Source organism: Chryseomicrobium imtechense (assembly GCF_041475995.1).
Lineage (GTDB): Bacteria > Bacillota > Bacilli > Bacillales_A > Planococcaceae > Chryseomicrobium > Chryseomicrobium aureum.
On the sequence record NZ_JBGOBM010000001.1, the window covers coordinates 51,346 to 77,610 of the forward strand.

The 26,265-nt window shown below is 40.6% G+C and carries 31 protein-coding genes and 1 riboswitch; of the genes, 2 read left to right on the top strand and 29 right to left on the bottom strand.

Annotated features, from left to right (window positions below):
- Nucleotides 1-8: 8 nt before the first annotated feature.
- The 19 genes from aroH to prsW form a co-directional block, all read right to left on the bottom strand.
- Nucleotides 9-374, bottom strand: a complete 366-nt coding sequence (aroH, locus tag AB5N96_RS00265) for a chorismate mutase (protein WP_204589156.1) — start codon at nucleotides 372-374, stop codon at nucleotides 9-11.
- Nucleotides 371-1,438 carry a 3-dehydroquinate synthase gene (aroB, locus tag AB5N96_RS00270; protein WP_499704375.1) on the bottom strand — a complete coding sequence of 356 codons (1,068 nt, stop codon included), beginning with the start codon at nucleotides 1,436-1,438 and terminating at the stop codon, nucleotides 371-373. Before aroB ends, aroH begins: the two co-directional genes overlap by 4 nt.
- Nucleotide 1,439: 1 nt before the next feature.
- Complete coding sequence (aroC, locus tag AB5N96_RS00275) at nucleotides 1,440-2,612, bottom strand: chorismate synthase (RefSeq protein ID WP_204589154.1); 1,173 nt, start codon at nucleotides 2,610-2,612, stop codon at nucleotides 1,440-1,442.
- 125 nt (nucleotides 2,613-2,737) lie between these two features.
- On the bottom strand, nucleotides 2,738-3,184 hold the full coding sequence (gene ndk / locus AB5N96_RS00280; RefSeq protein ID WP_204589153.1) for a nucleoside-diphosphate kinase: 447 nt from the start codon (nucleotides 3,182-3,184) through the stop codon (nucleotides 2,738-2,740).
- 67 nt (nucleotides 3,185-3,251) lie between these two features.
- The gene (locus tag AB5N96_RS00285; protein WP_499704376.1) at nucleotides 3,252-4,226 is read right to left on the bottom strand and encodes a polyprenyl synthetase family protein; all 975 of its coding nucleotides are present in this window, start codon (nucleotides 4,224-4,226) and stop codon (nucleotides 3,252-3,254) included.
- A gap of 16 nt (nucleotides 4,227-4,242) precedes the next feature.
- Complete coding sequence (locus AB5N96_RS00290) at nucleotides 4,243-4,941, bottom strand: demethylmenaquinone methyltransferase (RefSeq protein ID WP_204589151.1); 699 nt, start codon at nucleotides 4,939-4,941, stop codon at nucleotides 4,243-4,245.
- A gap of 16 nt (nucleotides 4,942-4,957) precedes the next feature.
- The gene (locus AB5N96_RS00295) at nucleotides 4,958-5,605 is read right to left on the bottom strand and encodes a heptaprenyl diphosphate synthase component 1 (RefSeq protein WP_204589150.1); all 648 of its coding nucleotides are present in this window, start codon (nucleotides 5,603-5,605) and stop codon (nucleotides 4,958-4,960) included.
- Between the two features lie 15 nt (nucleotides 5,606-5,620).
- Complete coding sequence (gene mtrB, locus AB5N96_RS00300) at nucleotides 5,621-5,845, bottom strand: trp RNA-binding attenuation protein MtrB (RefSeq protein WP_204589149.1); 225 nt, start codon at nucleotides 5,843-5,845, stop codon at nucleotides 5,621-5,623.
- A gap of 53 nt (nucleotides 5,846-5,898) precedes the next feature.
- Nucleotides 5,899-6,468 carry a GTP cyclohydrolase I FolE gene (folE, locus tag AB5N96_RS00305; RefSeq protein ID WP_499704377.1) on the bottom strand — a complete coding sequence of 190 codons (570 nt, stop codon included), beginning with the start codon at nucleotides 6,466-6,468 and terminating at the stop codon, nucleotides 5,899-5,901.
- A gap of 123 nt (nucleotides 6,469-6,591) precedes the next feature.
- On the bottom strand, nucleotides 6,592-6,864 hold the full coding sequence (hbs, locus tag AB5N96_RS00310) for a non-specific DNA-binding protein Hbs (protein WP_094941762.1): 273 nt from the start codon (nucleotides 6,862-6,864) through the stop codon (nucleotides 6,592-6,594).
- A gap of 321 nt (nucleotides 6,865-7,185) precedes the next feature.
- Nucleotides 7,186-7,416: a hypothetical protein gene (locus AB5N96_RS00315; protein WP_499704378.1), complete on the bottom strand. Its 231-nt coding sequence runs from the start codon at nucleotides 7,414-7,416 to the stop codon at nucleotides 7,186-7,188.
- A gap of 58 nt (nucleotides 7,417-7,474) precedes the next feature.
- Nucleotides 7,475-8,188, bottom strand: coding sequence for a YphF family lipoprotein (locus AB5N96_RS00320; protein WP_338032421.1), 714 nt, complete (start codon nucleotides 8,186-8,188; stop codon nucleotides 7,475-7,477).
- Nucleotides 8,185-8,388, bottom strand: a complete 204-nt coding sequence (locus AB5N96_RS00325; protein WP_204589146.1) for a DUF2768 domain-containing protein — start codon at nucleotides 8,386-8,388, stop codon at nucleotides 8,185-8,187. Before AB5N96_RS00325 ends, AB5N96_RS00320 begins: the two co-directional genes overlap by 4 nt.
- 15 nt (nucleotides 8,389-8,403) lie before the next feature.
- Nucleotides 8,404-9,423: an NAD(P)H-dependent glycerol-3-phosphate dehydrogenase gene (locus AB5N96_RS00330; RefSeq protein ID WP_392456411.1), complete on the bottom strand. Its 1,020-nt coding sequence runs from the start codon at nucleotides 9,421-9,423 to the stop codon at nucleotides 8,404-8,406.
- Between the two features lie 15 nt (nucleotides 9,424-9,438).
- Nucleotides 9,439-10,749: a ribosome biogenesis GTPase Der gene (gene der / locus AB5N96_RS00335; RefSeq protein WP_204589144.1), complete on the bottom strand. Its 1,311-nt coding sequence runs from the start codon at nucleotides 10,747-10,749 to the stop codon at nucleotides 9,439-9,441.
- A gap of 89 nt (nucleotides 10,750-10,838) precedes the next feature.
- Nucleotides 10,839-11,981, bottom strand: coding sequence for a 30S ribosomal protein S1 (rpsA, locus tag AB5N96_RS00340; protein WP_204589143.1), 1,143 nt, complete (start codon nucleotides 11,979-11,981; stop codon nucleotides 10,839-10,841).
- Nucleotides 11,982-12,095: 114 nt separating this feature from the next.
- A complete protein-coding gene (locus AB5N96_RS00345; protein ID WP_204589142.1) occupies nucleotides 12,096-12,677 on the bottom strand; it encodes a lysophospholipid acyltransferase family protein in 582 nt (193 codons plus the stop codon).
- On the bottom strand, nucleotides 12,674-13,351 hold the full coding sequence (gene cmk, locus AB5N96_RS00350; RefSeq protein WP_204589141.1) for a (d)CMP kinase: 678 nt from the start codon (nucleotides 13,349-13,351) through the stop codon (nucleotides 12,674-12,676). Before cmk ends, AB5N96_RS00345 begins: the two co-directional genes overlap by 4 nt.
- A gap of 205 nt (nucleotides 13,352-13,556) precedes the next feature.
- The gene (gene prsW, locus AB5N96_RS00355) at nucleotides 13,557-14,297 is read right to left on the bottom strand and encodes a glutamic-type intramembrane protease PrsW (RefSeq protein WP_499704477.1); all 741 of its coding nucleotides are present in this window, start codon (nucleotides 14,295-14,297) and stop codon (nucleotides 13,557-13,559) included.
- Nucleotides 14,298-14,312: 15 nt separating this feature from the next.
- Between prsW and AB5N96_RS00360 the strand changes: the two genes are divergently transcribed.
- Nucleotides 14,313-15,299 carry an asparaginase gene (locus tag AB5N96_RS00360; protein ID WP_499704379.1) on the top strand — a complete coding sequence of 329 codons (987 nt, stop codon included), beginning with the start codon at nucleotides 14,313-14,315 and terminating at the stop codon, nucleotides 15,297-15,299.
- Nucleotides 15,300-15,806: 507 nt separating this feature from the next.
- Here AB5N96_RS00360 and AB5N96_RS00365 read toward each other — a convergent pair.
- The 5 genes from AB5N96_RS00365 to AB5N96_RS00385 all read right to left on the bottom strand — a co-directional run bounded on the left by AB5N96_RS00365 (nucleotide 15,807) and on the right by AB5N96_RS00385 (nucleotide 20,629).
- Complete coding sequence (locus tag AB5N96_RS00365) at nucleotides 15,807-16,784, bottom strand: YpdA family putative bacillithiol disulfide reductase (RefSeq protein WP_499704478.1); 978 nt, start codon at nucleotides 16,782-16,784, stop codon at nucleotides 15,807-15,809.
- Between the two features lie 9 nt (nucleotides 16,785-16,793).
- A complete protein-coding gene (locus AB5N96_RS00370; protein ID WP_392456404.1) occupies nucleotides 16,794-17,516 on the bottom strand; it encodes a metallophosphoesterase in 723 nt (240 codons plus the stop codon).
- Nucleotides 17,517-17,573: 57 nt separating this feature from the next.
- Nucleotides 17,574-18,152 carry a LysM peptidoglycan-binding domain-containing protein gene (locus AB5N96_RS00375; RefSeq protein WP_204589137.1) on the bottom strand — a complete coding sequence of 193 codons (579 nt, stop codon included), beginning with the start codon at nucleotides 18,150-18,152 and terminating at the stop codon, nucleotides 17,574-17,576.
- A gap of 67 nt (nucleotides 18,153-18,219) precedes the next feature.
- Complete coding sequence (locus AB5N96_RS00380) at nucleotides 18,220-19,623, bottom strand: RecQ family ATP-dependent DNA helicase (RefSeq protein ID WP_204589136.1); 1,404 nt, start codon at nucleotides 19,621-19,623, stop codon at nucleotides 18,220-18,222.
- The gene (locus AB5N96_RS00385; protein ID WP_499704380.1) at nucleotides 19,616-20,629 is read right to left on the bottom strand and encodes a YpbB family protein; all 1,014 of its coding nucleotides are present in this window, start codon (nucleotides 20,627-20,629) and stop codon (nucleotides 19,616-19,618) included. Before AB5N96_RS00385 ends, AB5N96_RS00380 begins: the two co-directional genes overlap by 8 nt.
- Nucleotides 20,630-20,723: 94 nt before the next feature.
- On the opposite strand from AB5N96_RS00385, the gene AB5N96_RS00390 reads away from it, so the two are divergent.
- Nucleotides 20,724-20,972, top strand: coding sequence for a ferredoxin (locus AB5N96_RS00390; RefSeq protein ID WP_204589134.1), 249 nt, complete (start codon nucleotides 20,724-20,726; stop codon nucleotides 20,970-20,972).
- Between the two features lie 44 nt (nucleotides 20,973-21,016).
- Here AB5N96_RS00390 and AB5N96_RS00395 read toward each other — a convergent pair whose 3' ends face one another.
- From AB5N96_RS00395 to AB5N96_RS00415, 5 genes are all read right to left on the bottom strand, one after another.
- The gene (locus AB5N96_RS00395) at nucleotides 21,017-21,601 is read right to left on the bottom strand and encodes an ECF transporter S component (RefSeq protein WP_204589133.1); all 585 of its coding nucleotides are present in this window, start codon (nucleotides 21,599-21,601) and stop codon (nucleotides 21,017-21,019) included.
- Nucleotides 21,602-21,755: 154 nt separating this feature from the next.
- A riboswitch (FMN riboswitch) is annotated at nucleotides 21,756-21,882 on the bottom strand.
- 77 nt (nucleotides 21,883-21,959) lie between these two features.
- Complete coding sequence (locus tag AB5N96_RS00400; protein ID WP_499704381.1) at nucleotides 21,960-23,177, bottom strand: hypothetical protein; 1,218 nt, start codon at nucleotides 23,175-23,177, stop codon at nucleotides 21,960-21,962.
- Complete coding sequence (sigX, locus tag AB5N96_RS00405) at nucleotides 23,161-23,703, bottom strand: RNA polymerase sigma factor SigX (RefSeq protein WP_392456394.1); 543 nt, start codon at nucleotides 23,701-23,703, stop codon at nucleotides 23,161-23,163. Before sigX ends, AB5N96_RS00400 begins: the two co-directional genes overlap by 17 nt.
- A gap of 47 nt (nucleotides 23,704-23,750) precedes the next feature.
- The gene (locus AB5N96_RS00410) at nucleotides 23,751-25,517 is read right to left on the bottom strand and encodes an ATP-binding protein (protein WP_204589130.1); all 1,767 of its coding nucleotides are present in this window, start codon (nucleotides 25,515-25,517) and stop codon (nucleotides 23,751-23,753) included.
- Nucleotides 25,510-26,226 carry a response regulator transcription factor gene (locus tag AB5N96_RS00415; RefSeq protein WP_392456390.1) on the bottom strand — a complete coding sequence of 239 codons (717 nt, stop codon included), beginning with the start codon at nucleotides 26,224-26,226 and terminating at the stop codon, nucleotides 25,510-25,512. The genes AB5N96_RS00410 and AB5N96_RS00415 overlap by 8 nt, the downstream gene beginning before the upstream one ends.
- Nucleotides 26,227-26,265 lie beyond the last annotated feature (39 nt).

Consider the following 26,265-nt stretch of genomic DNA (forward strand, 5'->3'; position numbering starts at 1 on the left):
GCAATTCCTCATTTCTTCACTAAGTCTGGGCGCAATGTCACTGCCTCATTCAAGTATATATGTTCTACTTGGTTTTGAGCTACTGTTGTATTGACATGCATCATAATTCGAATGCATCGTGGCAAACTCTCTGCAACAGACATTTCATGCATGCACATGACGGGCACATACTCCCACCCTTCAATCGTACGAACGGCTTTTGCTGGAAAAGCCGAAATGACATCAGGGGTTGTAGAAATAATTACAGATGCAACGTCTTCAGCCTGAATAGAATTTACACGGGCCATCTCCATCGCAAGTTCTTGAGTAGCGATGAGAATTTGGTCTGGCTGATCTGCTGGAATCGTAGTTGCTCCTCGCACTCCTCTAATCATGTTCGCTCCTCCTTTACTAAGTTTACTAAACGATCATGAGCCAATCGTATTGCTTCTTCATGAACGGTGCTCACATACGGTTTTCCAATTTCATGTAAAAGTACAAATTGGATATCTTCGCCGCTATTTTTTTTATCTTTTCGTATATACGTGATAATTTCTTCTATAGAAAACTGGGTTACAGCTTCTAGCGGGTAGCCAAGTTTTGAAAGTTGTTTAAACCAATTCGTCGCGAGTTGCTCTAGGCCACTCAAGTAGAACGTTACAACAAGACCAATCGCAACGGCTTCTCCATGCTTCAGACGACCAAAACCGGCAAGAGCTTCTAAGGCATGACCATAAGTATGCCCAAGATTGAGATACTTCCGCACAGAAGCCTCTTTCTCATCTTGTTCCACAATTTTTGCTTTTACCTGTATGCCTTTTGCTAGCTCGGCTTGCCAATCTAATTTGCGTAGAGAATTGATAGAAGTAATCGTTTGGAGGTGATTCGACCAAGTACCATCTGAAAGGAAAGCGTGTTTAATAACTTCTGAAAAACCTGAACGCACTTCACTATCTGGGAGAGTTTTCAGAAAAGTTGGATCGTACAAAACACCGAGAGGCTGATGAAAAGCTCCGATCATGTTCTTTCCAAGATTATGGTTGATCCCTGTCTTCCCTCCAACCGCACTATCGTGTGCAAGAATCGTTGTTGGGATTTGAATGAAGGGGATCCCTCTCATATAGGTCGCTGCGACAAATCCTGCAAAATCTCCGATAGCCCCTCCCCCAAATGCAATTAGCACAGACTTTCTTGACACAGCATTTTCAAGTAGGAATGTCATCGATTGCTCATAGTGAGTCAGTGTTTTTGCAGACTCACCCGCACGAACAAGATGTAAACTGAATTCCAAGTCGAGCTGTCGCTTAAATTCTTCTCCGTGCAGAGTCCAGACATGCTGATCTGCAAATACGACCAATCTGTCATACTGAGCAGGCAACACGTTTGAAATTGACTGAATTGCCCCTTCTTGCAGAATAACGGGATAAGCCGCACTAGCTGTTTGAATAGTAAGTTCCATTTTAAAACTCCTTTGCAGCCTTACGTCGCTCATTGACGGCATTTCGCAATTGATCTAGGTGATCTGCAGGGAATGTTTCTAACAACGCTTGGGCAACTTCCCAAGCAATGACATGTTCCGCAACGACTGAAGCAGCCGGAACAGCGCAAGCATCAGAGCGCTCAATACTTGCTTTGAATACTTCTTTTGTATCGATATCTACGCTCTCAAGTGGTTTGTACAAGGTCGGAATTGGTTTCATCACGCCTCGAACTACTAATGGCATACCTGTAGACATACCACCTTCTGTTCCTCCAAGACGATTGGTCTCACGTGTATACCCATCTTGTGCATTGTAACGAATCTGATCATGAACTTGACTACCAGGTAGATTGGCCATTTCAAACCCTAGACCAAGCTCTACACCTTTAAATGCATTAATACTCATCATTGCAAATGCTAGTCGAGCATCGAGTTTACGGTCGTAATGCACATAGCTACCAACACCTGCTGGCATTCCAGTCACACGCACTTCGACGACTCCACCAATCGTATCTCCGGCTTTTTTTGCAGCATCAATTGCAGCGACCATCTGTTTTGATACTTCTTCATCCAAACAGTAGACCGGGTTACCTGCTGCACGCTCTGCGATTTCAGCAGCTTCAAGTGTTTCTGGAATAGAGCGGTCGGCGTGAATGCCCCCAATCGTCGTCACATACGCGGTTACGTGAATACCCAATTGTTCTAGCATTTGTTTTGCTAGCGCACCAGCAGCAACACGTACAGTAGTTTCGCGTGCTGAAGAACGTTCCAAGACGTTGCGAAGGTCACGGTGGTTGTATTTAATCCCACCGACAAGATCTGCATGTCCTGGTCGTGGTCTAGAAATTTGTCGTTTCACTTCTGTATCGTCTTCTGGAGGTTCAATACCCATAATATGTGTCCAGTGTTTCCAATCATCATTTGTCACTTGCAAACAAATAGGAGACCCTAGAGATTTCCCGTGACGAACACCTGCTGTGATTTCGACTAAATCTTTTTCAATCTGCATACGTCGTCCACGCCCATGTCCTCCCTGGCGTCTACGCAATGAATCATTTAATTTTTCAATTGAGATTTCAAGTTGAGAAGGTAAACCTTCAATAATAGTTGTCAGTTGAGGTCCATGTGACTCTCCGGCAGTTAAGTAACGCAAAATAACTTTCTCCCTTCAACGTGCTAAAGTATATGTTTTTCACTATACCACAATCATACGTGAATCTGAAATGGTGTACACCTAGAAAAACAAAAAAGACACCCAAATGGATGTCTTTTAGCGGATTAGTTAATCCAGTCGTTTGAAGATTTCGTGTAAGAAACTAGCTCTTCTTCTTTAAAGAATAAACCGATTTCTCGCTCAGCAGATTCAGCAGAATCTGAACCGTGAATGATATTTTTTCCAACAGTTACTGCAAAGTCTCCACGTACTGTTCCAGGAGCTGAATCTTTAGGGTTTGTAGCACCCATCATAAGACGTGCAGTTGAAATTACATTCTCACCTTCCCAAACCATAGCGAAAACTGGTCCAGAAGTGATAAAGTCTACTAATTCGCCAAAGAAAGGACGCTCTTTGTGCTCACCGTAGTGCTCTTCAGCAAGTTCAGTTGGGATTTGCATTAATTTAGCCCCAACAAGTTGGAAGCCCTTCTTTTCAAAACGGCCAACGATTTCACCAATAAGGTTACGTTGTACGCCATCAGGTTTTACCATTAAAAATGTTTTTTCCATTTTAGTCGCTCCTTAAAATCAAGTTTCACACGTTTAAAATCGTACCATTGTCTTGACTGAAGTTCAATTAAAATTTGCGTTTACTCATAAATAGAGCAATATTTTGCAAAGATCGTTTAGCGGGGCTATTTGGAAGGCTACGCATCTCGTTCATTGCTTTCTCTAAATACAAGTTGCTCAGTCGTTTTGCTTTTTCTAAGCCTTCGGATTTACGAAGAACTGTGAGCAGTTCATGCCGCGTCTCTTCTGTCGTATCTCCTTGTTCGATGCGTGCTAATAATCTTGAAACGTTTGCCTCATCACGTGCATAGACGACCGGTAACGTAATATTACCGAGGAGTAAATCACTACCCGCTGGTTTTCCAAGCATTTCATCCGTTGATACAATATCTAAAATATCGTCGACAATTTGGAAGGACATCCCTACGTAGTAACCAAAATTCCGTAAATGAATGCGTGTCTTATCATCGACTTCAGAAGCAAGCGCCCCAAGTTCACAGGATACACCAATCAACAGAGCGGTTTTACGACGAATTCTTCGCAAATAGTCTTTCACAGACAAATCATATAAGCGTTTATCTTCCACTTGTTCAATCTCACCTATGCATAATTCGACCATTGTATCAGCAAGTAACTTGTGAGCATATGGCTTTTCGATATTCGCAAGGGAAGCAATTGCTTTTGAAAACAGGAAGTCCCCTGTATACATGGCCATGCGATTGTTCCATTCGGCCTTCACTGTTGGTCTGCCCCGTCTAGTGTCGGCATCATCGATTACGTCATCATGTACAAGTGATGCCATATGGATCAATTCAACAGGAACAGCTACATGTTTGATGCGTTCAATAGAAAAGTCCCCAAATTTCGCAGATAACAATACAAAAACAGGCCGAATTCGCTTTCCACCTGCTTGGAGCAAATGCAAAGAAGCATCTGTTAGCAGTGGAGCGTCGGATGCTACAGAAGTTATCAATTCTTTTTCGACTTGATCTAGGTCAGGTCGTAAATCGGCATATAAGGCTTTTAATTTCAACTTGTCCACTCAGTACCATTCCTAACTACATCTTATAGCCGATATGCCGAGCTGCTGCTCCTCCACTATAAGGCTTACTTGTCACATTTTTAAATCCTACTTCTTCAAATAGTGCTGTAAGTGCTTGTCGATTTGGGAAGTCTTTTTGCGATTCTTGTAACCATGAATATTCATCGTAACTTTTTGCAAATAACTTTCCAAATATCGGCATGATATAACGGAAATACAATCGAAAGAAGCTATTGTATAGTTTTGAATCCGGTTGAGATGTCTCTAAACAAACAACCATTCCTCCAGGTTTCACCACTCTATACATTTCACTTAACACTTTTTTATAATCAGGTACGTTGCGAAGTCCAAAACCGATTGTGACATAGTCAAATTCATTATCTGCAAATGGAAGCTCCATAGCATTGCCATGAATCAATTCAATTTGAGAAAAAGGTGCCGTCTTTTCACGTCCGACAGATAACATGTTTTGACTAAAATCGAGTCCAACTACTCTTCCTGATTCGCCAACATCTTGCCCTAATGCAATTGTCCAGTCTGCCGTTCCACAGCATACATCTAGAGCTGCAGATCCTGGTTTAACAGCCATAGCGTCCATAGTATCTTCACGCCATTTTTTATGCTGTTGAAAGCTAATTACGGCATTCATGGAATCATAGTTGGAAGAGATTTTTTCAAAGACTTCATGCACGCGTTGTTCTTTTTGTTTGGCCATAAGTCCACCTTCATCCTTACAATTTTGTCTCTAGTTCGACTTGTTCTTGAAGTAGAGACCGAATATACATTTTTAAATCGGAGGGTAGTTGTTCATACGCCTCGAGCTGACCCAGTAGGTCTGAAACGTCCATCTGCGGGAGTTGGCAAAAAGCGATTGTTTTTGCCAGTGGTACATACTTTGTCAGTCCTAGTTGTTGAAAAAGAGCTTGAGTAGGTGCAGTGACGATCGTCTGAGAAGCAGTTAAACGTTGCACTTCTGAAGTTTTGTCTACGCAAAGAAGCTGTGTGCGTGCTTCTGTCATAAGACGAATAGAGTTTGTTAACTGACCAATCAGCTCTGTTTTGCCTTCAACGGATAACAATTGATAATATTTACCACTATAATAATCTCCAGCAAGTACTTGTAACTGCTGACTTTTGTTTAAAGTCCCTCGCTCTATAACATCGTCATGACTTGACAGCGCAATATAGATAATCGCTGTTGCGTAGTAAGAAGTAAGTTCCTTTTCGTTTTCACCTACTAACAAAGGTAAAAACAACGAGGTCATCTGCAAGTCATTTAGCTTGGGTACCCCTGTATGTTTAACGAGTGACGGATGATACAGAATCTTCGCTATATCGTCACGCCAATTGTTTACTTGTTTTTGATAAATGTTTGTCATCTGTACGACCACCAACTATTTTGATTTCGACTCGCTAACAGCAACTCCATGAGCAGTCTGAATTTCAGCTTTTCCACGAATCTTTACAGCAGATGTGTGGTCTGTGAACTGTGCAATCATGACTTCTCCTGTATCGAGCTTTTCTGAATGATGGAACTTTGTATCCGTCCCACGCGTCAACCCGATTACATGCACACCATCTTCTAAAGCTTTAATTACAATAAATTCATTAGTCGCCATTGTCATGTCTCCTATCTGTATTTCTTAAGTTTACCATAGAGAGAACGTAATAATTAGGACATTTGTATGAAGGAATGAATTTCCGCACGTTTTACATCATCTTCTTGGAAAACGCCACGTGCAACAGCAGTAATTGTCTTAGCACCTGGTTTTTTAATTCCGCGCATTGTCATACACATATGTTCTGCCTCAATCACGACATATGCACCGTAAGGGTTTAGCATTTCCATAATATTGTCCGCAATTGTAGAAGTTATACGTTCTTGTAATTGAGGACGTCTCGCTGTCGTTTCTACAGCACGCGCTAATTTACTTAAACCTGTCACAACTCCGTCACGAGGAATATAGGCAACATGCGCTTTCCCGTAAAAAGGAACCAAATGATGTTCACACATCGAATGAAACGGAATATCTTTTACAAGCACTAATTCTTCATGGTCTTCATGAAAAATCGTTTTAAAATATTCTTTTGGATCTTGATGTAGACCTTCAAACATCTCCGCATACATTTTGGCAACTCGCTTAGGTGTTTCTATAAGACCTTCACGAGCAGGGTCTTCTCCTACAGCTTCTAAAATCATTTTTACTGCATTCTCTATTTTATGTAAATCGACCGTTGTCATCGCGGTTCCCCCTCGTACATTCATCATTAGAATCTTAACACAATGGGTAGTAATGGGGAAATTGTATATCTTGAATTAGAGCAAATAAAAAGAACAGCCACTAGGGCTGTTCTATGTAGACCATTATTTTACTGCATCTTTAAGTGCTTTCCCTGGTTTGAACGCAGGAACCTTAGAAGCAGCGATTTCGATTTCTTTACCTGTTTGTGGGTTACGACCTTTACGAGCCGCGCGCTCACGCACTTCAAAGTTACCAAAACCGATTAATTGAACTTTGTTTCCTTCTGCAAGAGCAGATTGGATGGATTCAAATACAGCATCAACCGCTTTAGAAGCATCTTTCTTTGAAAGAGAAGCTGATTCTGCTACAGCATTAACTAATTCTGTTTTATTCACATCATTCACCTCCTCTCAAGGAAGATACATTCAATCTGTAAAAAGAGTATCACAACGAAATAACGGATGCAACTCAATTTGCTACACAAATCGTTGTTATATAAGGATTTTGAGCATATTTCTGAGGGACTATTCAGCATTTTAATAAAGCACAACATTTGGAAATACGCAAATAGTTTCCATAATATTTTTATTGAAACTAAAAAAGAAGCCGTATAGGCTCCTTTCTTCTCACAAAATAAATGAAACCAATCCTTGTTGTTCTTGCTTCACTATTTTTTCAATTGTTCTTACAAGCCTATGTTTTACTTGTCCAACCAATCACTGCGTTTCTTCTGAAAAAGGTGATTCTGAATTAATCAACAATACAAACGGCTTACCAAGTGATTTTAGTTGTGCCACAATTTCTTGCTCGCCCTCTTCAATCGATGGGAGGACTAAATGCTCAAGTAATTTTGAAATCAAAGTGGATTTGCCTACGCGGACTGGTCCCACGACGCCTATATATCCATCTCCATTTGTTCGTTTCACTAGTTCATTGAGAGCGCTCATCGCCATCCCCCTTTCATAGTTCACACTATGAAAAAAAGACCCACAGTAGACCTGTGGATCATTCTGGCAACATAAAAATTGGTTCATTATCTTCATTCACGGTATATGGAAGTGAATATGCAGGAACAATCGGTGAATCGTCAATTAACAAGTACCGAATATCTGTACCTGGTTCAACCGGTTCATCGAGTTCTTGCAACTTCAAATTGAGTTCAAGTGAATAATCAATAAAAATTTCTCCCGTTCCAATAGCCACTAATGGCAATTGAGCGGTGGAATATGGACTTGGTACCGTCACTTCAGACGAGTATCCCATTTTTTCATAATCAAGTGCATAGACACCTTCTGCTAACGTTTCAGCAATTGGCGCATATCCATTAATAGAGCGGCGAAAGTTTAAATCCCGCAAGATATCTGTGGCGCGAAGATCGACAAGTTTAACAGTAGGATTCTCCTCTACATCCCAAATAATGTATTGATAGAATCCTCCAGCTTCAAAAGAGTTCGGTGGTACTTGTCCCATGATCGAAGGAACGATTTTCATGAAATCTACTGGATATTTGATAAATTGATCGACCGTTTGATCGCGTTCCTTGATAGGCAATAATCCCCCAGTGTTCTCACTGTACTGATCAACCGCTCTTTGAACTTGTTCAAGTTGCTCTGGATATGGATTGACGTTATCCGGTTGGTAGCCACTTTGGAATCCACAGGCTGATAGCAGGAGCATCGCACCAATAAGATAGATAAACAGCTGCTTTTGTTTCATCATGCTGTTCCTCGTGTTGGGTTAAATATGATATATAGCATGGAGACAAAACCAAGCAGCAGACAAACCCAGGCCACAATTCGGATTGGCCAAGCGACCCAGTTATTTTGAATTTTAGTGTTTACAAATAACATCAATAACATCGCAACAAACATAAATCCCATTGATCCAAAAGAGACCCACATTTTGTCTAATGACGACATGATAATCCCACTTTCTTAAAACGATTTAAAATCTTCTAGTTCGTGCTTCTTTGTACGAAGCATCAATTGATCTACACCTTCTTTAGGTGTTAACCCTTCAAACAATACTTTGTAGAGTGCTGTTGTAATCGGCATCTCGATGTCGTATTTTTGGGACAGCTGGTACGCTGCTTTCGTTGTGCGAACACCTTCCACAACCATACCCATATCTTCTAATACTTCTTCAAGAGAATTGCCTTTGCCTAATAGATTTCCTGCTCGCCAATTTCGGGAATGGACGGATGTACACGTCACAATCAAATCTCCCATACCAGTCAAGCCGATAAACGTATAAGGTTCTGCTCCCATTTGAATACCTAGTCGACTGATTTCCGCAAGTCCTCGCGTAATTAAAGCAGCTTTAGCATTGTCCCCGTAGCCTAAACCGTCTACAATACCAGCAGCCAGAGCAATCACATTCTTTAATGAACCGCCGAGCTCCACACCAATAATATCTTCATTGGTATAGACGCGGAAATAGTGATTCATGAACAAATCTTGTATTTTTTTTGCCGCTTCAATATCTGTGCTAGCCACAGTTACGGTAGTTGGATGCTTTAACACGACTTCTTCTGCGTGACTAGGCCCTGATAAAACAACGATACTTGATCGAAGTTCAGCTGGAATTTCCTCTTCCATAATTTCAGAAATTCGCTTTAAGGAATCTGGCTCAATTCCTTTAGATACGTGAACAAATGTTTTAGGCGTGTTTAAGAAAGGCATAAAGTTACTGATGACTTCCCGAAATGCTTTAGTAGGAACTGCTAGTACGATAACGTCAGAATGCGCAATCGCTTGCTGTAAATCGCTCGTTGCTTTCAGCGATTCAGGTAAAAGACGATCAGGCAAATATTTTGAGTTTGTGTGGTGGGAATTGATTTCATCTGATTGACTTTGTCGATGAGACCAAATCAAAGTGTTATGATCATTTTCAGCTAGTACAAATGCAAGAGCTGTCCCCCAACTTCCTGCCCCAATGACCGTGATTGTTTGCATTCTCTGCTCCCCCTTTTATGTGCGTGCACGCGCGATGATTTTAATTGGAGTCCCTTCAAAATCAAATGCTTCGCGTATACGGTTTTCTAAGAAACGGATATAAGAGAAGTGCATCAGCTCAGGTTCATTGACGAACACAACAAATGTCGGTGGACGAGTGGCAACTTGAGTTGCGTAATATATACGCAGACGCTTCCCTTTATCCGATGGAGCTGGATTTCGTGCTACTGCATCTTCTATTACCTCATTAAGAATAGAAGACTGGATACGCATCGCATGGTTTTCACTTACACGTTGGATAATTGGGAAGATGTTATGCACGCGTTGTTTCGTTAGAGCAGAAACAAAAACAATTGGCGCGTAATCTAAGAATAGGAAATGTTCACGAATTTGTTGTGTAAATACATTCATTGTCTTTTCATCTTTTTCTAAAGCATCCCATTTGTTTACAACGATAATGACACCGCGGCCTGCTTCATGCGCATATCCTGCAATCTTCTTGTCTTGCTCTTGAATTCCTTCTTCAGCATTCAAGACTACTAGGACAACATCTGAACGTTCGATCGCTTTCAATGCACGTAGGACACTGTATTTTTCAGTACTTTCATATACTTTCCCTTTTTTCCGCATTCCTGCCGTATCGATCATCACATATTCTTGATCATCAAATGTATAATGTGTATCAATCGCGTCACGTGTTGTACCTGCTACATCACTCACGATAACACGTTCTTGACCAAGAACCGCGTTAATTAGTGACGATTTACCGACATTCGGACGGCCGATCAATGAGAATTTAATGACTTCATCACCATAATCCTCTGCATCATCTTCTGGGAAGTGTTTTGCAGCTTCATCTAATAAGTCACCAAGTCCAAGTCCGTGAGAACCTGAGATCGGAAAAGGCTCACCCATGCCGAGTGAATAGAAATCATAGATCATATCACGCATGTCTGGATTGTCTATTTTGTTAACTGCAAGCACAATAGGTTTTTTAGTTTTGTAAAGAATTTTTGCCACGTATTCATCCGCAGCTGTGACACCTTCACGACCGTTTGTGAGGAAGATGATGACATCCGCTTCTTCCATCGCAACCTCTGCTTGTTGTTTGATTTGCTCTAAAAATGGCTCATCACTTAATTCAATACCACCTGTATCGATGATACTGAAATCATGTGTTAGCCATTCTGCTGAACTATAGATACGATCACGAGTAACACCTGGTGTATCCTCTACTATCGATACGCGTTCTCCTACTATACGATTAAAAATAGTCGATTTGCCGACGTTCGGCCTACCGACGATTGCTACTACTGGTTTTGTCATTTCGTTCATCCTTCCAACTTCATCTAAAAGGTATTATACACGAATACGGGCCAAAAAGAAAAAACAGAGGCATAGAAGCCTCTGTAACATTACTCTTTATTAAAATCTTTGAAACGGTCCCCTAACACATCAGAGATTGAAAAGCCTTTAGATTCTTCCGGCATTTCGTAATCTGAGAAGTCATCCGCCGTATTTTCTTGAAGCTCCTTGATGCTCAGTGAAAGTCTGCGCTCTTCAGGTTTCACATCTAATACTTTCACTTCAACTTCTTGCCCTTCACTTAGCACTTCGTGCGGAGAACCGATGTGTTGGTGAGAGATTTGTGAAATGTGCACAAGTCCTTCCACTCCTGGGAACACCTCAACGAATGCTCCAAATGAAGCAAGTCGTTTTACTGTACCTGTATGAACGGATCCGATTTGGGCTTTTTCTGATACAGTTTCCCAAGGACCTGGTAGTGTATCTTTGATGGACAGTGAAATTCGTTCTGCGTCACGATCTACTGATAAGATTTTGACATTCACTTTTTGCCCTTCACTTAAGGCACTCGCCACGTTATCTAAGTGATCGTGAGAGATTTGTGAAATGTGCACAAGTCCGTCAACCCCTCCAATATCAACGAATGCTCCAAATGAAGCAAGTCGTTGCACAGTTCCTTCAACTACACTTCCAACTTCAAGTTGATCAAGAGTTTGCTGTTTTAAAGAAGATTTCTGCTCCTCTACAACAGCTCGGTGTGAAAGAATGACTCGGTTTTTTTCTTTGTCGAGTTCAACAATTTTGAACTCTAGTGTCTTGCCTTTATAGTCATCGAAGCTTTCGACAAAATGATCTTCTATCAAAGAAGCAGGAATAAATCCTCGTACGCCGATATCGACGACAAGTCCACCTTTCACTACTTCTTTTACTTCTGTTTCTATAATTGTACCGTTTGTAAATTTCTCTTCAAGTCCGTTCCAAGCCTCTTCAGCTGCTGCTTTTCGCTTTGAGAGGACATAATTTTGCTCTTCTACTTTTGTGACCATTAGTTTCAGTTCATCGCCAACTGCTACTACGTCTGAAGCTTTTTCTACGTGAAGACTAGATAACTCGCTGATCGGTACAATACCGTTAAACGGAGCGTTCTCGATTGTAACTGTAATCGACTTTTCATCGACTTGTTCTACTTTCGCTTGAACAATATCGCCTTCTTTGAGTACTGGGATATCGTTTACATTCATTTCTTCTGTCATAAGATAATCCTCCTCCACTACGTCTATAGCTTATTTTAGTCGAAATTGGCTGATAATACAAAACCTAGCCATTACCTACTATATGGCAGGAGGGTCAAAAGTATTCTTAGAACTTTACTTATGTGCATCCAATAGTTTTTGAATTTCAGCCATGATAGCTGCTGTCACAACGTCTGCGGATGCACGTTGTTCACGAAAAGGTGTCATATCCATTGGTTTACCATAGATCACTTTAAGACGTTTGAACGGCTTATAAGGCCCTACGATAGCCGTAGGAATTACAACCGCATCTCCGCGTAGTGCAAAAAACCCTGCACCCGCTAGACCCTCTTTTAAAACGCCATCTTTTGAACGTGTACCTTCCGGAAAAAGACCGACCACATTCCCGTCTTTAAGAAGCTGGATTGCTTTTCTCATGGCTTCCCGGTCACTCATGCCACGTTTAACAGGAAAAGCATTTAATTTCGGAATTAAAGTTTTTAAAATTGGCGCATTAAATAATTCTTCTTTTGCCATAAAATGTACCGGTCTTGGTGCCAAAATTCCAACAACCGGTGGATCCAGTGCATGTATATGATTTGAGCAGACAAGTACTCCCCCTTCTTTCGGGAAGTCTTCTGTTCCATGAACATCGAAGCGATAGATAGGCGAAAGAGCACCATACACTACAGTTTTTGCTACTTGATATAAATTCATTGTTCAGACTCCTTTGCCTTTGCAAGCATATAAATCTCATCTACCACTTGCTCTATCGATAATTCAGTAGTGTCTAAATAAAGTGCATCTTCTGCTTGAACAAGTGGAGAGGCTTCTCTTTCACTGTCAAACTTATCTCGACGAATGATGTCTGCTTTTAGTTCTTCAAATTCAATATGAATGCCTCTTTTTTCATTGTCTACAAAACGTCTGCGAGCGCGCTCATCCGCTGATGCTGACATAAAGATTTTCAGTTCAGCGTCAGGTATGACATGCGTACCGATGTCACGGCCATCCATGATCACGCCTCCTGTATTTGCAAGTACCATTTGTCGCTTCACTAAATCTTCACGTACCAAAGCATGAGCGGCAACTTGTGATACATTTGCTGTCACATCCTGAGTACGGATAGCTTCCGATACATTCTCACCATCCAAATACAATTGTTGCCCGTTTTCAGAGGGTTGAAGCTCTATACTAGTCTCTTCTAATAGTTTTACGATTTCTTGTTCTGAAGAAAGATCAAGACCATTTTTTATTGATTTGTATGTGATGGCCCGATACATTGCTCCTGTATCAACATATGTATAATTCAATTTTTCTGCTGCTAATTTAGCAATTGTTGATTTGCCGGCACCCGCAGGTCCATCAATGGCAATACGTATAGTTTTCATCGTCAGTTTCCTCCAGTTCATCAGAAATAGTTTACCATAAAAACTCCTCTAGCTGTTGTTGAACTCATCCCTCTGAAAAGAGCAAGTAGTGCAACAAAGATAGCAGTTGCCCATTTTTTTTGAATCACAAAATCTCCTCCTTTTCTAGTAAAGGTGTGGAGAAAGTGAAAAACTATACAAAAAAACTTCCGACAAGTCGAAAGTTTTAAGAAGGCTTATTAGAGTCGTAAAACGGATGTTGCATAAGGCGATACTTTCTCGATAAGATGTGCGCTTGCTTAACACGTGACAGTGCGAAAATCCAAAGTCCTAACATGAACACAGACCATACCATTACTTCATCGTCTGCCGTATAAAGAATGGAATTATAGACAAAATGCAAAAGTAAGGGTGCAAAAAGAGCAAGCGTTAACTGTAATTTTTCACCTTTTTTCACAAACTGAGCTCTTCCTAAATAATAGCCCATCACAACTCCAAACAATGCATGACTAGAAACAGGAAGGAGTGCACGGATAAACGCATTATCTATCCCAAAACTAACCAAGAATAAGATATTCTCCACAGTCGCAAAGCCTAATGCAACACTAGCACCGTACAAAATACCGTCATAAGGATCCGAAAATTTTGTTTGGCGATAGATAGCGACAAGTAAGATCAACCATTTAAAGAACTCTTCTAACATCGCAGATAGAGAGCCACTCCAAAACGAGTTGTCTGTTAAAGCAGTTTCTTGCTGCACTATGTATTGAATGAAGAGAATCGGGAACGTTAAGATGGCTCCGTATATGAATGAATAAAAAAGTAATCTAGTTGGTTCAGACTCAATTTCTCGACGTAAATAGAAATAGCTGAGGAGAGCAAGAGATGGTGCAATTGCAACTGATACTAGTATGAACAGTTTTTTCTCCTCCTCTCGTGGTACTATATTCTTATCGTACCATTTTATATAAGGAGTGGGAAAATGAAAAAATTATTGTTGCTGCATACAGGTGGAACTATCTCTATGCATGCGGACGCAGAATCTGCTGCCGTCATGACATCTGAAAAAAATCCATTATCCGCAGAATTGGATAAATTAGCCGCGCTTGCTGAGATTGAAGAACTCGAAGTGTTCAATTTACCGTCCCCACATATTACGCCACAGCATATGCTTGAACTCAAATCGATCATTGAACAAAAACTAGAGACTTCTCATTTCGATGGAGTAGTTATCACGCATGGTACAGACACGCTTGAAGAAACAGCCTATTTTTTAGACTTAACGCTTCAGACGGATACACCTATCGTACTGACAGGAGCTATGCGCTCTTCAAATGAACTGGGGGCAGATGGCGTATATAATCTATTAACCGCCTCACGAGTGGCACTTCACAAACAAGCAAATGCAAAAGGAGTATTAGTCGTTCTAAATGACGAGATTCATACTGCTGAAGGTGTTACAAAAACTCATACTAGCAATGTGAGTACGTTCCAATCCCCTTCATACGGACCCATTGGACACGTCACAAAGAAAATTATTCATTTCCATCATACCCCACTTCGAACACCCTCGTTACCAATTGCAACTCTCGAGAAGCGAGTGGGCTTATTAAAAGTATATGCTGGAATGGAACCTGAAATTATCGAAGCCATATTTAATACAGGCTATGATGGGATTGTGTTAGAAGGACTTGGACAAGGAAATATACCACCTGCCCTCGTGCCCGAGATTGAGAAATTACAACATCGCGGAATTCCTGTAGTCTTAGTTTCACGCTGTTTTAATGGGATTGCTCTCGACGTCTATGGATATGCAGGAGGAGGACGTGATTTAAAAAATCGTGGCGTTCATTTTGCGCATGGTTTGAATGGACAGAAGGCTCGGCTTGCTTTGCTTGCGGCACTTCATCAAGATGATGTCGACAAGGCACTGTTCCACTTTTTCCAGTCTCCTTTTGAGGAAGACTAGTTAGATGTGGAGAACGCCACTCTAAACTGGAAAGCCCTCCACCCTGGTCGACATTTCCTGTGAGGATTTCCCCGAGCCTCCCCACGTAAGATGAAAGAAGGACACTTTCCTCTTCGTTGCCGGGTCTCGGGAAAACCCTGATGGCACGGGAAATGACGACCTGGGTTCCGGGCTTTGTTGGCACTAATTACTTTAACCATTGAATTTCTCTTAGTCTTACTTCAGTACCTGTACCATGTATGATACTTTATTTCCACTACGGGGCTGCTTTCCGTTGGCGCTGCGTGAGTTTCCTCGTCTCAGGCTCCTGCGCAATCTCACGGTGGAGCCTATGGACTTTAGTGCACTATCAGGTTGATTATTACATTAAATCGGTTGATTATGACGTTAGTGGCATCCATTAGTACAATAAGTTGCTCAATTGATACGGTAGCGGTTTTAATTATGACATTTCTGATAGTATGGAAAGTAATTATAAGCCTATAAACACGAAAAAGGCGTTTCTCGTCAAATGAGAAACTCCTTTTCATTATGCTTTTTTGCAATGTGTGTTGCGATTAACTCACCATGAAATCGTCCATTTTCGATAAAAATTTCGTTGGCGTTATTTCCTGCCGCTATGACACCTGCAATATACACGCCTGGAATATTGGTCTCCATCGTTTCATCATTTAAGTAGGGTCTGCCAGTCTCTTGATCGAATTCAATACCCAAGTCATATAAAAACTGTCGGTTTGGATGATACCCTGTCATCGCGAATACAAAATCAGCAGGTACTACGTTTTCTTCCCCTTGCTTTACTACACGTACACTGTCAGAAGTGATTTCTAACACTTCTGTTGAGAAATGCATCGCAATTTCCCCAGTTTTGACTGCCCCTTCAAACTCAGGTAAGACCCATGGTTTGATACTTGGAGAATAAGTATCCCCTCTGTAGAAAACGTCAACGAACGCGCCTGCTTTATTTAATTCTAATGCAGCGTCGATGGCTGAATTTTTCCCACCAATTACCACTACACGTTGCTGAAAATAAGGATGCCCTTCTTTAAAGTAATGGGAGACATGGTCAAGCTCTTCACCTGGAATATTCATATAATTCGGTTGATCATAGTAGCCAGTAGCTAAAATCAAGTTCTTTCCTTGATACGTGTCCTTGGATGTAGCAACTTCAAATACATCTCCTACTTTTGAAATTCTTTTGGCAGATTCAAATGTATTTATTTTTAACTCTTTACGTTTCACAACTTCTCTATAATAGACAAGTGCCTGATTCCTTCTTGGCTTTCTCTCCTCTACTAGAAAAGGAACATCTCCAATAGATAACTTTTCACTCGTACTGAAAAATGTTTGGTGCGTTGGGTAGTTATAAATGGCGTTCACTACGTTTCCTTTTTCAATACAAACATAACTAAGTCCTTGTTCTTTTACGGCAATCGCTGCGGCTAGTCCGCAGGGTCCGCCTCCTATGATGACAACATCATACATCACGTTCTATCACTTCTTTCCTACTATCTGAATGCTATGCACTTCACTTTCAGCGCCTAGGCGCAACGGAAGTGCTGTCGTACCAAAACCATTTGAAATTAAACTATGCCGATTATTTCTCTTTGTGAAAGTTCCAACTGGTTGAATGCCATAATTTAAAAATCGGATCTGTCCACCGTGGTGATGACCTGCAACTTCTAAATCAATACCCTCTATTTTAGAAAAATAATGAGGTGAGTGTGTCATAAATAGAGTGAAAATGGATGGATCAACATCTTCAAATGCTTTGTCTATATCTACTGTACCAGTATAGCCATCGTCAATCCCAACAATTTGCATTGGAATTGTTTCAAGTCTTTCAGTTCTATTTGATAATACCTTCACATCGTATTTTGAAAACAGCTGAAGAAGTTCGGGTTCCCCTACTTCTCTATCATTATTTCCAAAGACATAATAACAGGGACCAACTGTAGACAAGCGCTGAATATTTTTTTCGACGCGAGACAGCGGAACACCGCCTTCAACCAGGTCGCCTCCAATCAACACAAAATCATAGGACCATTTGGTGAACGACTTAGGAATAGTTCGTTGATGAACATCTGAGATAAATAAACATCGCACAGATTGTGAAAACTTCGATGTATGGACGACATGATGTTTGATATTGACTTCAGTCGCTAAACGTTTCATATAATACACGAGTTGAAGTCCTGTTTTCACTAAAACCAACATAGTTTCTCCTTCTTTCTTTAAGGAAACGAACAACTCGCCCCCCTAAGGAGCGAGCTGCTATGGCAATACGAGTTGTTGGCCCGTACTAATTTCATTGGAAGTTAAATTGTTTGCTTGCTTGATTCGGTCTACTGCACTTGGATCATTGTAATAAGTAACCGCTATACGATAAAGAGTTTCCCCTGCTTGAACAGTGTGTGTGCGAGCTGCTGGTTGTTGTGGCTCTGGTTGCTGCACAGGCTCCTGCACTTCTTCAACAGGCTCTTGTTCTACTGGTTCTTGTTCTACCGGTTCTTGCTCGACAACTTCCTCTACTTCTTCTACAGGTTGTTCTTCCTGCTCTTCTTCCTCCTCTTGCTGCACTGGAGTAACAGGTTGAACGTCTAATTGAATGACTTGTTGATTGGCAGGTACTTCATTTGCTAGTGGATTATAAAACACAGAAACATATACAAATAAAATGATTGGTGAAATAATCCCCAACGTAAACAATGTAGGCAAAAACCAACTACGTGGAGTTTTAGAAGATTGTTTTTTTATCTTCTTCTGGTGACGAGCTCTACGAGTGGCTGTTACAGGCTCGTCAATAGGTTTTCGATGCTCATCTAGCCTTTTTTGATAGTCATTATTTGCCATGATACTTGCCCCCACATGCGTTCTTTTGTCTAATTATGCCGAATTGAAGTGTGAAAGTAAATGATACTTAAGGGAATAATTGTGCGAGTCTTGTCGAATAATCCAATTTTGAGTTATCTATTTGACTCTGGTCTTTTAGTTTTAAGCTTTGCTTAGCTAGCAAAGTATTTGTACAGTTTGAACAGCAGATTTCTGGTCGCTCACTCAAAGATTCACCAAATGCTTCAACTAATGAACTACGGATGCAACGAGAAGAAGTTAGTAAATTATACAAAGAATAAATGTCTCGTTGTTTTGTACTTCGTATCCCTTCAAACAATTCTACAAGGTGTTTATCATCCAATTTTGTTTTCCAATAGTCTAAGATACGCTGCTTCTGTTCTCCAATCTCCATTTCACGAAACATCTGTATGTCCTGTTCATCAGGAATGTCCGAAGTTGCTATATACACGCTTTTTGAGACATCGTCAGGATGATAATAAAGTGTTGCAAAGGACTGCTTTCCATCTCGTGAAGCACGTCCAATCTCCTGCAAATAGTTGCTAACCGATGTTGGAATATGATCATGAATGACTTGCCGAATATCTTCTTTATGGATGCCCATTCCAAAAGCATTTGTTGCACATACCCAGTCTAGTTGCCCTAATGAAAACTGTTGCTGAATAAGCGTGCGATCCATCGTTTCCATCCCGCCATGATAAGCCGCTGCACGAATGCCTTTTTTTCGTAATTGTGCTGCGTAATAAACAGCCTTCTTTCTAGACTGGGTATAGAGAATTCCAGGTCCACTAAGCGTGGTAATTTGTTGAACAATTTCTTTTTCTCGAGATGATTCAGAGTCTACTACGATGGATTCTACTGCTATAGTAGGTCGATCAACTGACCTCACAACTTCTACCATATCCGGTCTTTTCAATAAATTTTTGATATCTTGGCGAGCTTGCGGAGAGGCTGTTGCCGTCAATGCAAGTAATGGTTTGTTAAATTCTTTATGTATCCATTCTGCTGCTCGCAAATAATCAGGACGGAAATCATATCCCCATTGTGTTAGACAATGTGCTTCATCAAATACAAAGTACCCTATATGTAAACTTTTTAAAGCATGCTTCACCTGTTCTGTTTGCATTACTTCAGGAGAAACAAATACATAGTCGAAAGTATGCAAGTTGCGTAAAGTATTTTTACGTTCACCGACTGATTGAAAAGAAGTAAGTGCTACTACTCTTTTGACGCCTTTTAAACGCAATTGTTCCACTTGATCCATCATTAACGAAACTAGTGGTGATACAATCACAACTGCCCCACTATAATAGGGCTTCGGAAATTGATAGAGTATAGATTTTCCTGTTCCAGTGGGCAGAACGGCTAACACGTCACGTCCCTCTAAGAAGTTACGAATGACATCTTCTTGCCCTATTCTAAAAGCAGGGAACCCAAATCGCTCAGCCAACTGTCGCTCTAAATTACTCATTCAGATCCCCTCCTAACGCAAGCGCTAGCCGAATTTGAAAATAACTAAATTGCGGCAACTGCTCTCTAAGCAACTTCAACTTATGTGTATTGAGTTGAAGTTGCTTCTTTTTGATTTTCATCACATCTTGTTCAGTAATATAATCTTGATAGTTAAAGCCGGTCGTATAACTGGCCAGTTCAATAATATGATCCTCAATTGTACTTAATTTTAAGCTTCGTACCATTGACACTTCCTCTAAGCTATACCCTTTTTGCAAAAGACTTTGCGTATTTTTTGCAGTTTCAGTCAATGGAGAGGGTGGCTCGAACAAGCGAACTAAGGGACTACGCTGTTGCTCAAGAAATCCATAAAATCGCAAGACGCTCTGTCGGTATACATACAGACAATCAATTGCTGCTGTATTAAATTGTTCCGCAAGTTGAGTCCACGTCAGTCCTGCCGTTTGATATCCGGTTATCCGATAAACGAACAGATTTTTCTCAAGCTCTGTTGATAATTCTTCAGTCACAAAACTATGTAGTGTCTTCTTCACTTCATTCGCTACTGTTGAAAGTGATGGCTGTGTATAGAACCATTCTTTTACACGGTGTTGAATTGTTTGATTATCTATAACGGGAATGTAGCGGTTATTCTCATATAAAGCATTGGATGCAAGTTGAGCAATCAAAAGAAGCGTTGCTTCGACAGAAAGCAGTGCTGGCGGGACTACACCTCTATGAAATAGAGTCGAAAATTCATCTAGTTGTTCTTTGCCTTTATCCGTCACTATAGGCTTTTCTATCGAATGAATCCACTTTAAATCAATCAATTCTTGTACATATTGATTATAAGATTCTTTCGAAAGGTCTTGACCCACACCAAAAAAACCAGCTACTTTATAGTAATGGATATCTTGTAGTGTCTGTCCAGATTTTTTACCTCGTAAGATATAATAAGGAGCCATGACAGAACGTTCCCCGTTCAATTGGTGAAATAGTGAAGTTAATAGTTTATGAAAAAACATAGCACACCTCATGTTTAATGGTTGAAATGCAGTCTTACAATCTATAAAATGAAAGCTATACGAAGAGTTGCTTGATAAAAAAGGAGAGACCGTAATGGCTAAATATACAATTGTTGATAAAGATACGTGCATCGCATGTGGTGCTTGTGGAGCTGCAGCGCCTGATATTTATGACTATGATGACGAAGGAATTGCATTCGTTATTTTAGATGATAACATGGGGACTACCGCTGTTCCAGACGAGTTATTAGAGGATTTAGAAGATGCATTCGAAGGGTGTCCGACAGATTCAATCAAAGTTGCAGACGAATCATTTGATGGAGATGCATTAAAATACGAATAGATATGAAGAAAATCGTCTAGTTCACTACGAACTAGACGATTTTTTTAGGCTACTTGATACGTTTTCGAAACTTTATCTAAATAAGGTTTTAGTTTCTTGAATAGTAAAACCATCACAACAGTAATCAGTGCTCCTTTAATCAAATTAAATGGCAAGATTCCATAGACTAATGTGTTCATTAAAGCTGAACCGCTTTCCATAGGGAAGTTCAAGAAATATGAATACATCGGTAAAAATACCAAGTAGTTCAGTAGTGTCATTCCAATCGCCATTGAAAGCGTTCCTGCTACTAATCCTACATACATTCCTTTAGACGATGTAACTTTTTTATAAATGAAATATACAGGTGCGATGAATAAAATTGATGTGACAAAGTTCGCCATATGGCCAACCGGTACACCTGTTGGACTTCCTGAGAAGAACCAATCCAAAACATTCTTTAAAAATGCCACCGCTACACCTGCTACAGGTCCCATTGTGATCGCAGCAATCAAAGCTGGTACATCACTAAAGTCCACCTTTAAATAGGCTGGTAGTGCTGGTAGTGGAAATGCTAACAACATCAAAATGAATGATAAGCTGCTGAGCATAGCCACCGCAATAAGCTTGCGTGTGTTGCTTTTAAACATGACTTTCCGCTCCTTTTGCGATTCTCTTCACAAGAGGAAAGGTTCACAGAATATGCGTACTTATTTGCGTGTAAAAGAAAACCCTTAAGCCAGGTTCGACTTAAGGGAGAAAGGTACACTTAAATAAGCGTTTGAGATCACATAAACGCTGCACCTTCACCTTCTCCCATCCAGACTATACTGTCGGCTCTGGAATCACACCAGAATCTGCCTTGCGGCTCGCGGGCTAGACTTTCGTCATTTCCGCCGGTCGGGAATTGCACCCTGCCCCGAAGATGAATCATATGATTAAATTTTACATACTAGTGTATGCATTGTTAATCATATCAGACAGTGTTTATTGTTGCAATACGTATGCTTATTCGCTTTGTAGGAATACACGATTCACTCCAATTAAAGAATTTGTATCTTCAGGTAGAGGGTAAAGTGTAGTATCCCAATTTTCTAGCAGTAGTGATTTGTTAAATGAAGCTGCTGTAGCAACAAGTGACTCGATCATAGCTACCATATCTCGTCTAGGCAATGCGTCTGCTGTAAGCATCTCAGCAAACTGAATAGATACAGCATCTTCTGTTTCTTCTACAGTAAATTCAAGTGAACTTGGAATAACCGCTTCCACTAAAGTATTGTCAGGTGTCTGTAACTGTCCAATTGCTTCTTCAACTGTTGCATATTGTGCACGTGTGTAAGGAATTAAATACGTCTCCCCTATAGCGTTTTGCATGACATTGTAGGCTAGATTTTCAGAGATAAGGTCAACTGGTTCCGTGAGTGGTCCCACTTGATCCCACTCAATTGGTTGCGAATTTTCATCTACTATAACTGCTTGATTGAAAGTTGATCCAAATACATCTTCTAAAGTATTGAAATAGACTTCCATAGTGGCAGAAGCCATATCGTAAGGATGGTCTGCTGGCAATGTAACACGCAGACTCTCGCCTTCTTCGTAATCCCCAACTAGTGGATGATAGTTATCAAATCCTAGTGCCTCTTCATCAATCTCTGCAGCGTAATTTTTATACAATTCGAGTTGTGTAGGTACACGGCCTTCGAAGTCTTGCTCGATACGTTCATTCGGGATGAGAACTGTGATCGGAAAGGCAATTGCTTGATAGTTCATCGAAAAATTCATAGCTGTAAAAGTTTCTAGAAGCGGATCATTTGTGAAAACTAGTGTTGAATCTTCAGCTAGTTGTAAAGATGCACTTTCTGCTTCACCTGTTGCAACTGCAGAGTCTGCGGATTCTTCACTTTCCTCGACAGAGCTCATAGACATGGATGATTCTTCTGTCCCAGCTTCATCCATTCCACCTTCTGACATATTTGCTTCCTGCGTCATCGTTGTCTCACTAGTAGAGTCAAGCGTGCTAAATAAGGATTGAACAAATAGCACTAAAACAAAAAGTGCCGCAACAGTGATAACTGCTGGTAACCACGGTTTTTTCTTCTTGATAGGAGGCTTTGCAGATTGTTTAATTGCTGCCCAGACCTCATCCTTTGAACGAGTATCGTGTTGAATTGGCATAGAAGATACCAACTCTTCAAGACGTTTGTCTGCATCAAATTCGTTCGTCATGCTGCATTTCCTCCTCTCGTGCACGTGACATCTTTTTCTTTAACTGTTGGATGGCACGGTGTTGCGTTGTCTTCACTTTTGATTCAGTCCAGCCAAGTGCATCTGCTGTTTCTTGAATGGATAATTGCTGAAAATAACGTAAGACAATGACCATCTTTTGATCACCTGTACATTCATTCAAAGTATCTAAAAGTTGTTTTTTCTCATGATCAAGCTGTACTAGCTCATCTGGTCTCATATCTGTAGATGTTAACTGTATAGCTTCCCAATCAAACGAATCGAACGTACGCTTTTTACGTACGTTCTGTTTTCGAAAGTGATCAATTGCTACATTTTTAGCAATTGAGAAAAGCCATGTTTTCTCAGAACTTTTACCTTGAAATGAGTCATACGAGCGCAATACTCGTATATATACTTCTTGCGTCAAATCCTCAGCTACCTGTCTGTTTTGCACCAAATAAATCAAGAATTGAAACAAATCTTGATGGTACGAATCATAGATTCGGTGAAAAACGGAGTCGTTCATATGATTTCCCCCCGTTCATTGCATTAGTCGTTTGAATTCGAAATAAGTTACATCTTTTTTAACTCGATTGTGAAAGTTGTTCCAGTACCGACTTCACTCTCTACCCAAATAGTTCCTTCATGCCGATCAATAATATTTTTGGCAATGGCAAGACCTAAACCAGTACCACCTTTCCCACGTGTTCTCGATTTATCTGCTTTATAAAAACGCTCAAAAACATATGGGAGATCTTCAGCTGGGATCCCGTAGCCAGAGTCTTGGATTTCGATTTGAATGGTTGATTGTGTTTCTTTCACAGCCACATTAACTTGTCCACCAGGTTCCGTATGACGAAGTGCATTTTCAAGCAAGTTTGTCAGAACTTGCTCAATCCGGTCTTCATCTGCATAAATGGCAACGGATTCGTCTACGAAGGACTGGAATGTCACTTGTATGTCCCGTTCCTTTGCCCGTTGAACAAATTTAGAGGTCATGCGCTCCACACTTTTGGAAATCGGCAAAGCCGCCTGGTAGATGCGCAAGTACCCTGATTCTAAGCGCGCTAAGTCTAACAGTTCTGTAACCAAACGCCCCATACGATTCGATTCGTCAGAAATAATACGGACCATTTCTTTCCGTTCTTCTTCCGTCTCTACCACATCATCTAAAATTGCTTCACTATACCCTTGAAGCATCGCAATCGGTGTTCGCAACTCATGGCTCACATTTGCAATAAAGTCACTACGCATTTTGTCTAGACGATGTTGTTCGGTCATGTCGCGAATGACGGCAACTGCTCCACGAACCATATTCTTTGAGTAAAGTAGGGATAAACTAATGCTGTAATAATGAGAATCCAATTCAAATTCTTCTTCTAACTCTTCTTCATTTTCTACCGTATGCTCTAACATATGGATGAGAGCTGCCGGTAACGGAGAGTCCGAATCTGTTGCATGGGTCGACCATCTCCGCAACAATTCATCTGCTGGTGGGTTACTTAATAAAATTGATGCATCTTTGTTAAATGTAATAACAGCATCCGTCATGGACGATAAAATATTCGATAGTTGTTCTTTATCTTGGTTAATGACTTCCACATTGTGTTTGATCTGCATACCCATACGGTTAAAAGCAGCTCCAAGCTCTCCTATCTCATCTCGTTGAGACGATGGGACACGCGTATGGAAATTTCCTTTTGCAAGCTCGTGAGCCCCTTCCCGCATCTTTCGGAGTGGTGATGTGATCTGAGTAGATAAGAAAAAGGATAAGAGGGTTGTTAGAATCATCGCTAGAAATCCTGAAAGGAACACGATTTTTGTCGTTTGATTCGAAGTATTGTTTACTTCTTTCAAGCTTTGATAAATAAACACAACTCCATGCGGCGAAGTAGTTTCGTCGAGTGGATAGGCAAGCACTAAAAAGTTTTCCATCCGGTCGGGCTCAGAGAGTGAAGGGAGCAACATCGTCTTCAGTGTGGCTTGATCACTTTCAAATGCACGTGTAAATAGTTCATTTGACTGCAATCTTTGCTCTGCTTCTTGTTGACCTAAGCCCTCATGAATGACATCTTGTAATTGTTTTTCCTCAGAAAAAATCATTAAATTCGTTTCATCAGCTAAAATTTCTTGTATATACGGATAATCAATCGATGATTGCTGATTAAAGATAGTAGTGATCAACGACGCTTCTTGACGCAATTTGTTTTCAGCTTGTTGCGTGTGAAAATCTTCTAAGAATTCGAGCATAAGTACAGTAACAATAAACAATACAAAGAGGACGAGAAGCATTATGGTTCCCCATAACTTCCCGACCACACTATTCCAAATTCTATTCATTTATAACCTCAAATTTATAGCCGACGCCCCATACAGTTACAATCATCTTTGCTGCATTTTCAGAAACACGGTTTAGTTTTTCGCGCAGACGCTTCACATGAGTATCGACCGTACGCAAATCTCCAAAGAAATCATAGTGCCAAACTTCTTTTAATAATTGTTCACGATCGAAGACTTTGTCAGGTGACTTAGCGAGAAAGTACAATAATTCGTATTCTTTTGGCGTCAAACTGACTTCTGTTCCGTCTGCAGTTACTCTGTGCGCATCATGATCAATTGTTATGTGAGGAAACACTACGATATCTTTACTCACGGATGAGTTTGATTGCGAAATGACAGTAGCCGACCTGCGCAGTACTGCTTTGATACGAAGGACCACTTCTCGTGGGCTAAAAGGCTTCACAATATAATCATCTGCACCCAGTTCGAAACCTTCTACACGGTTTGATTCTTCACCTTTTGCAGTAAGTAATAATATTGGTGTCGCACTCACTTCACGAATTTCTTTCATGGCTTCTAAGCCATCTTTCACTGGCATCATAATATCAAGTAAAATTGCATGAAAATCGTCTTGTGCTGCAAGTTCAACCGCTTGTTGACCATTTTCAGCTTCAACAATTTCATACCCTTCACGCTCTAGGTACATTTTCAATAAACGGCGGATACGCTCTTCATCATCCACCACTAGTAATTTCACGGATTCAGACATGTCGACACTCCCTTTTCTGTAATCACTTGTCTTCTCTTC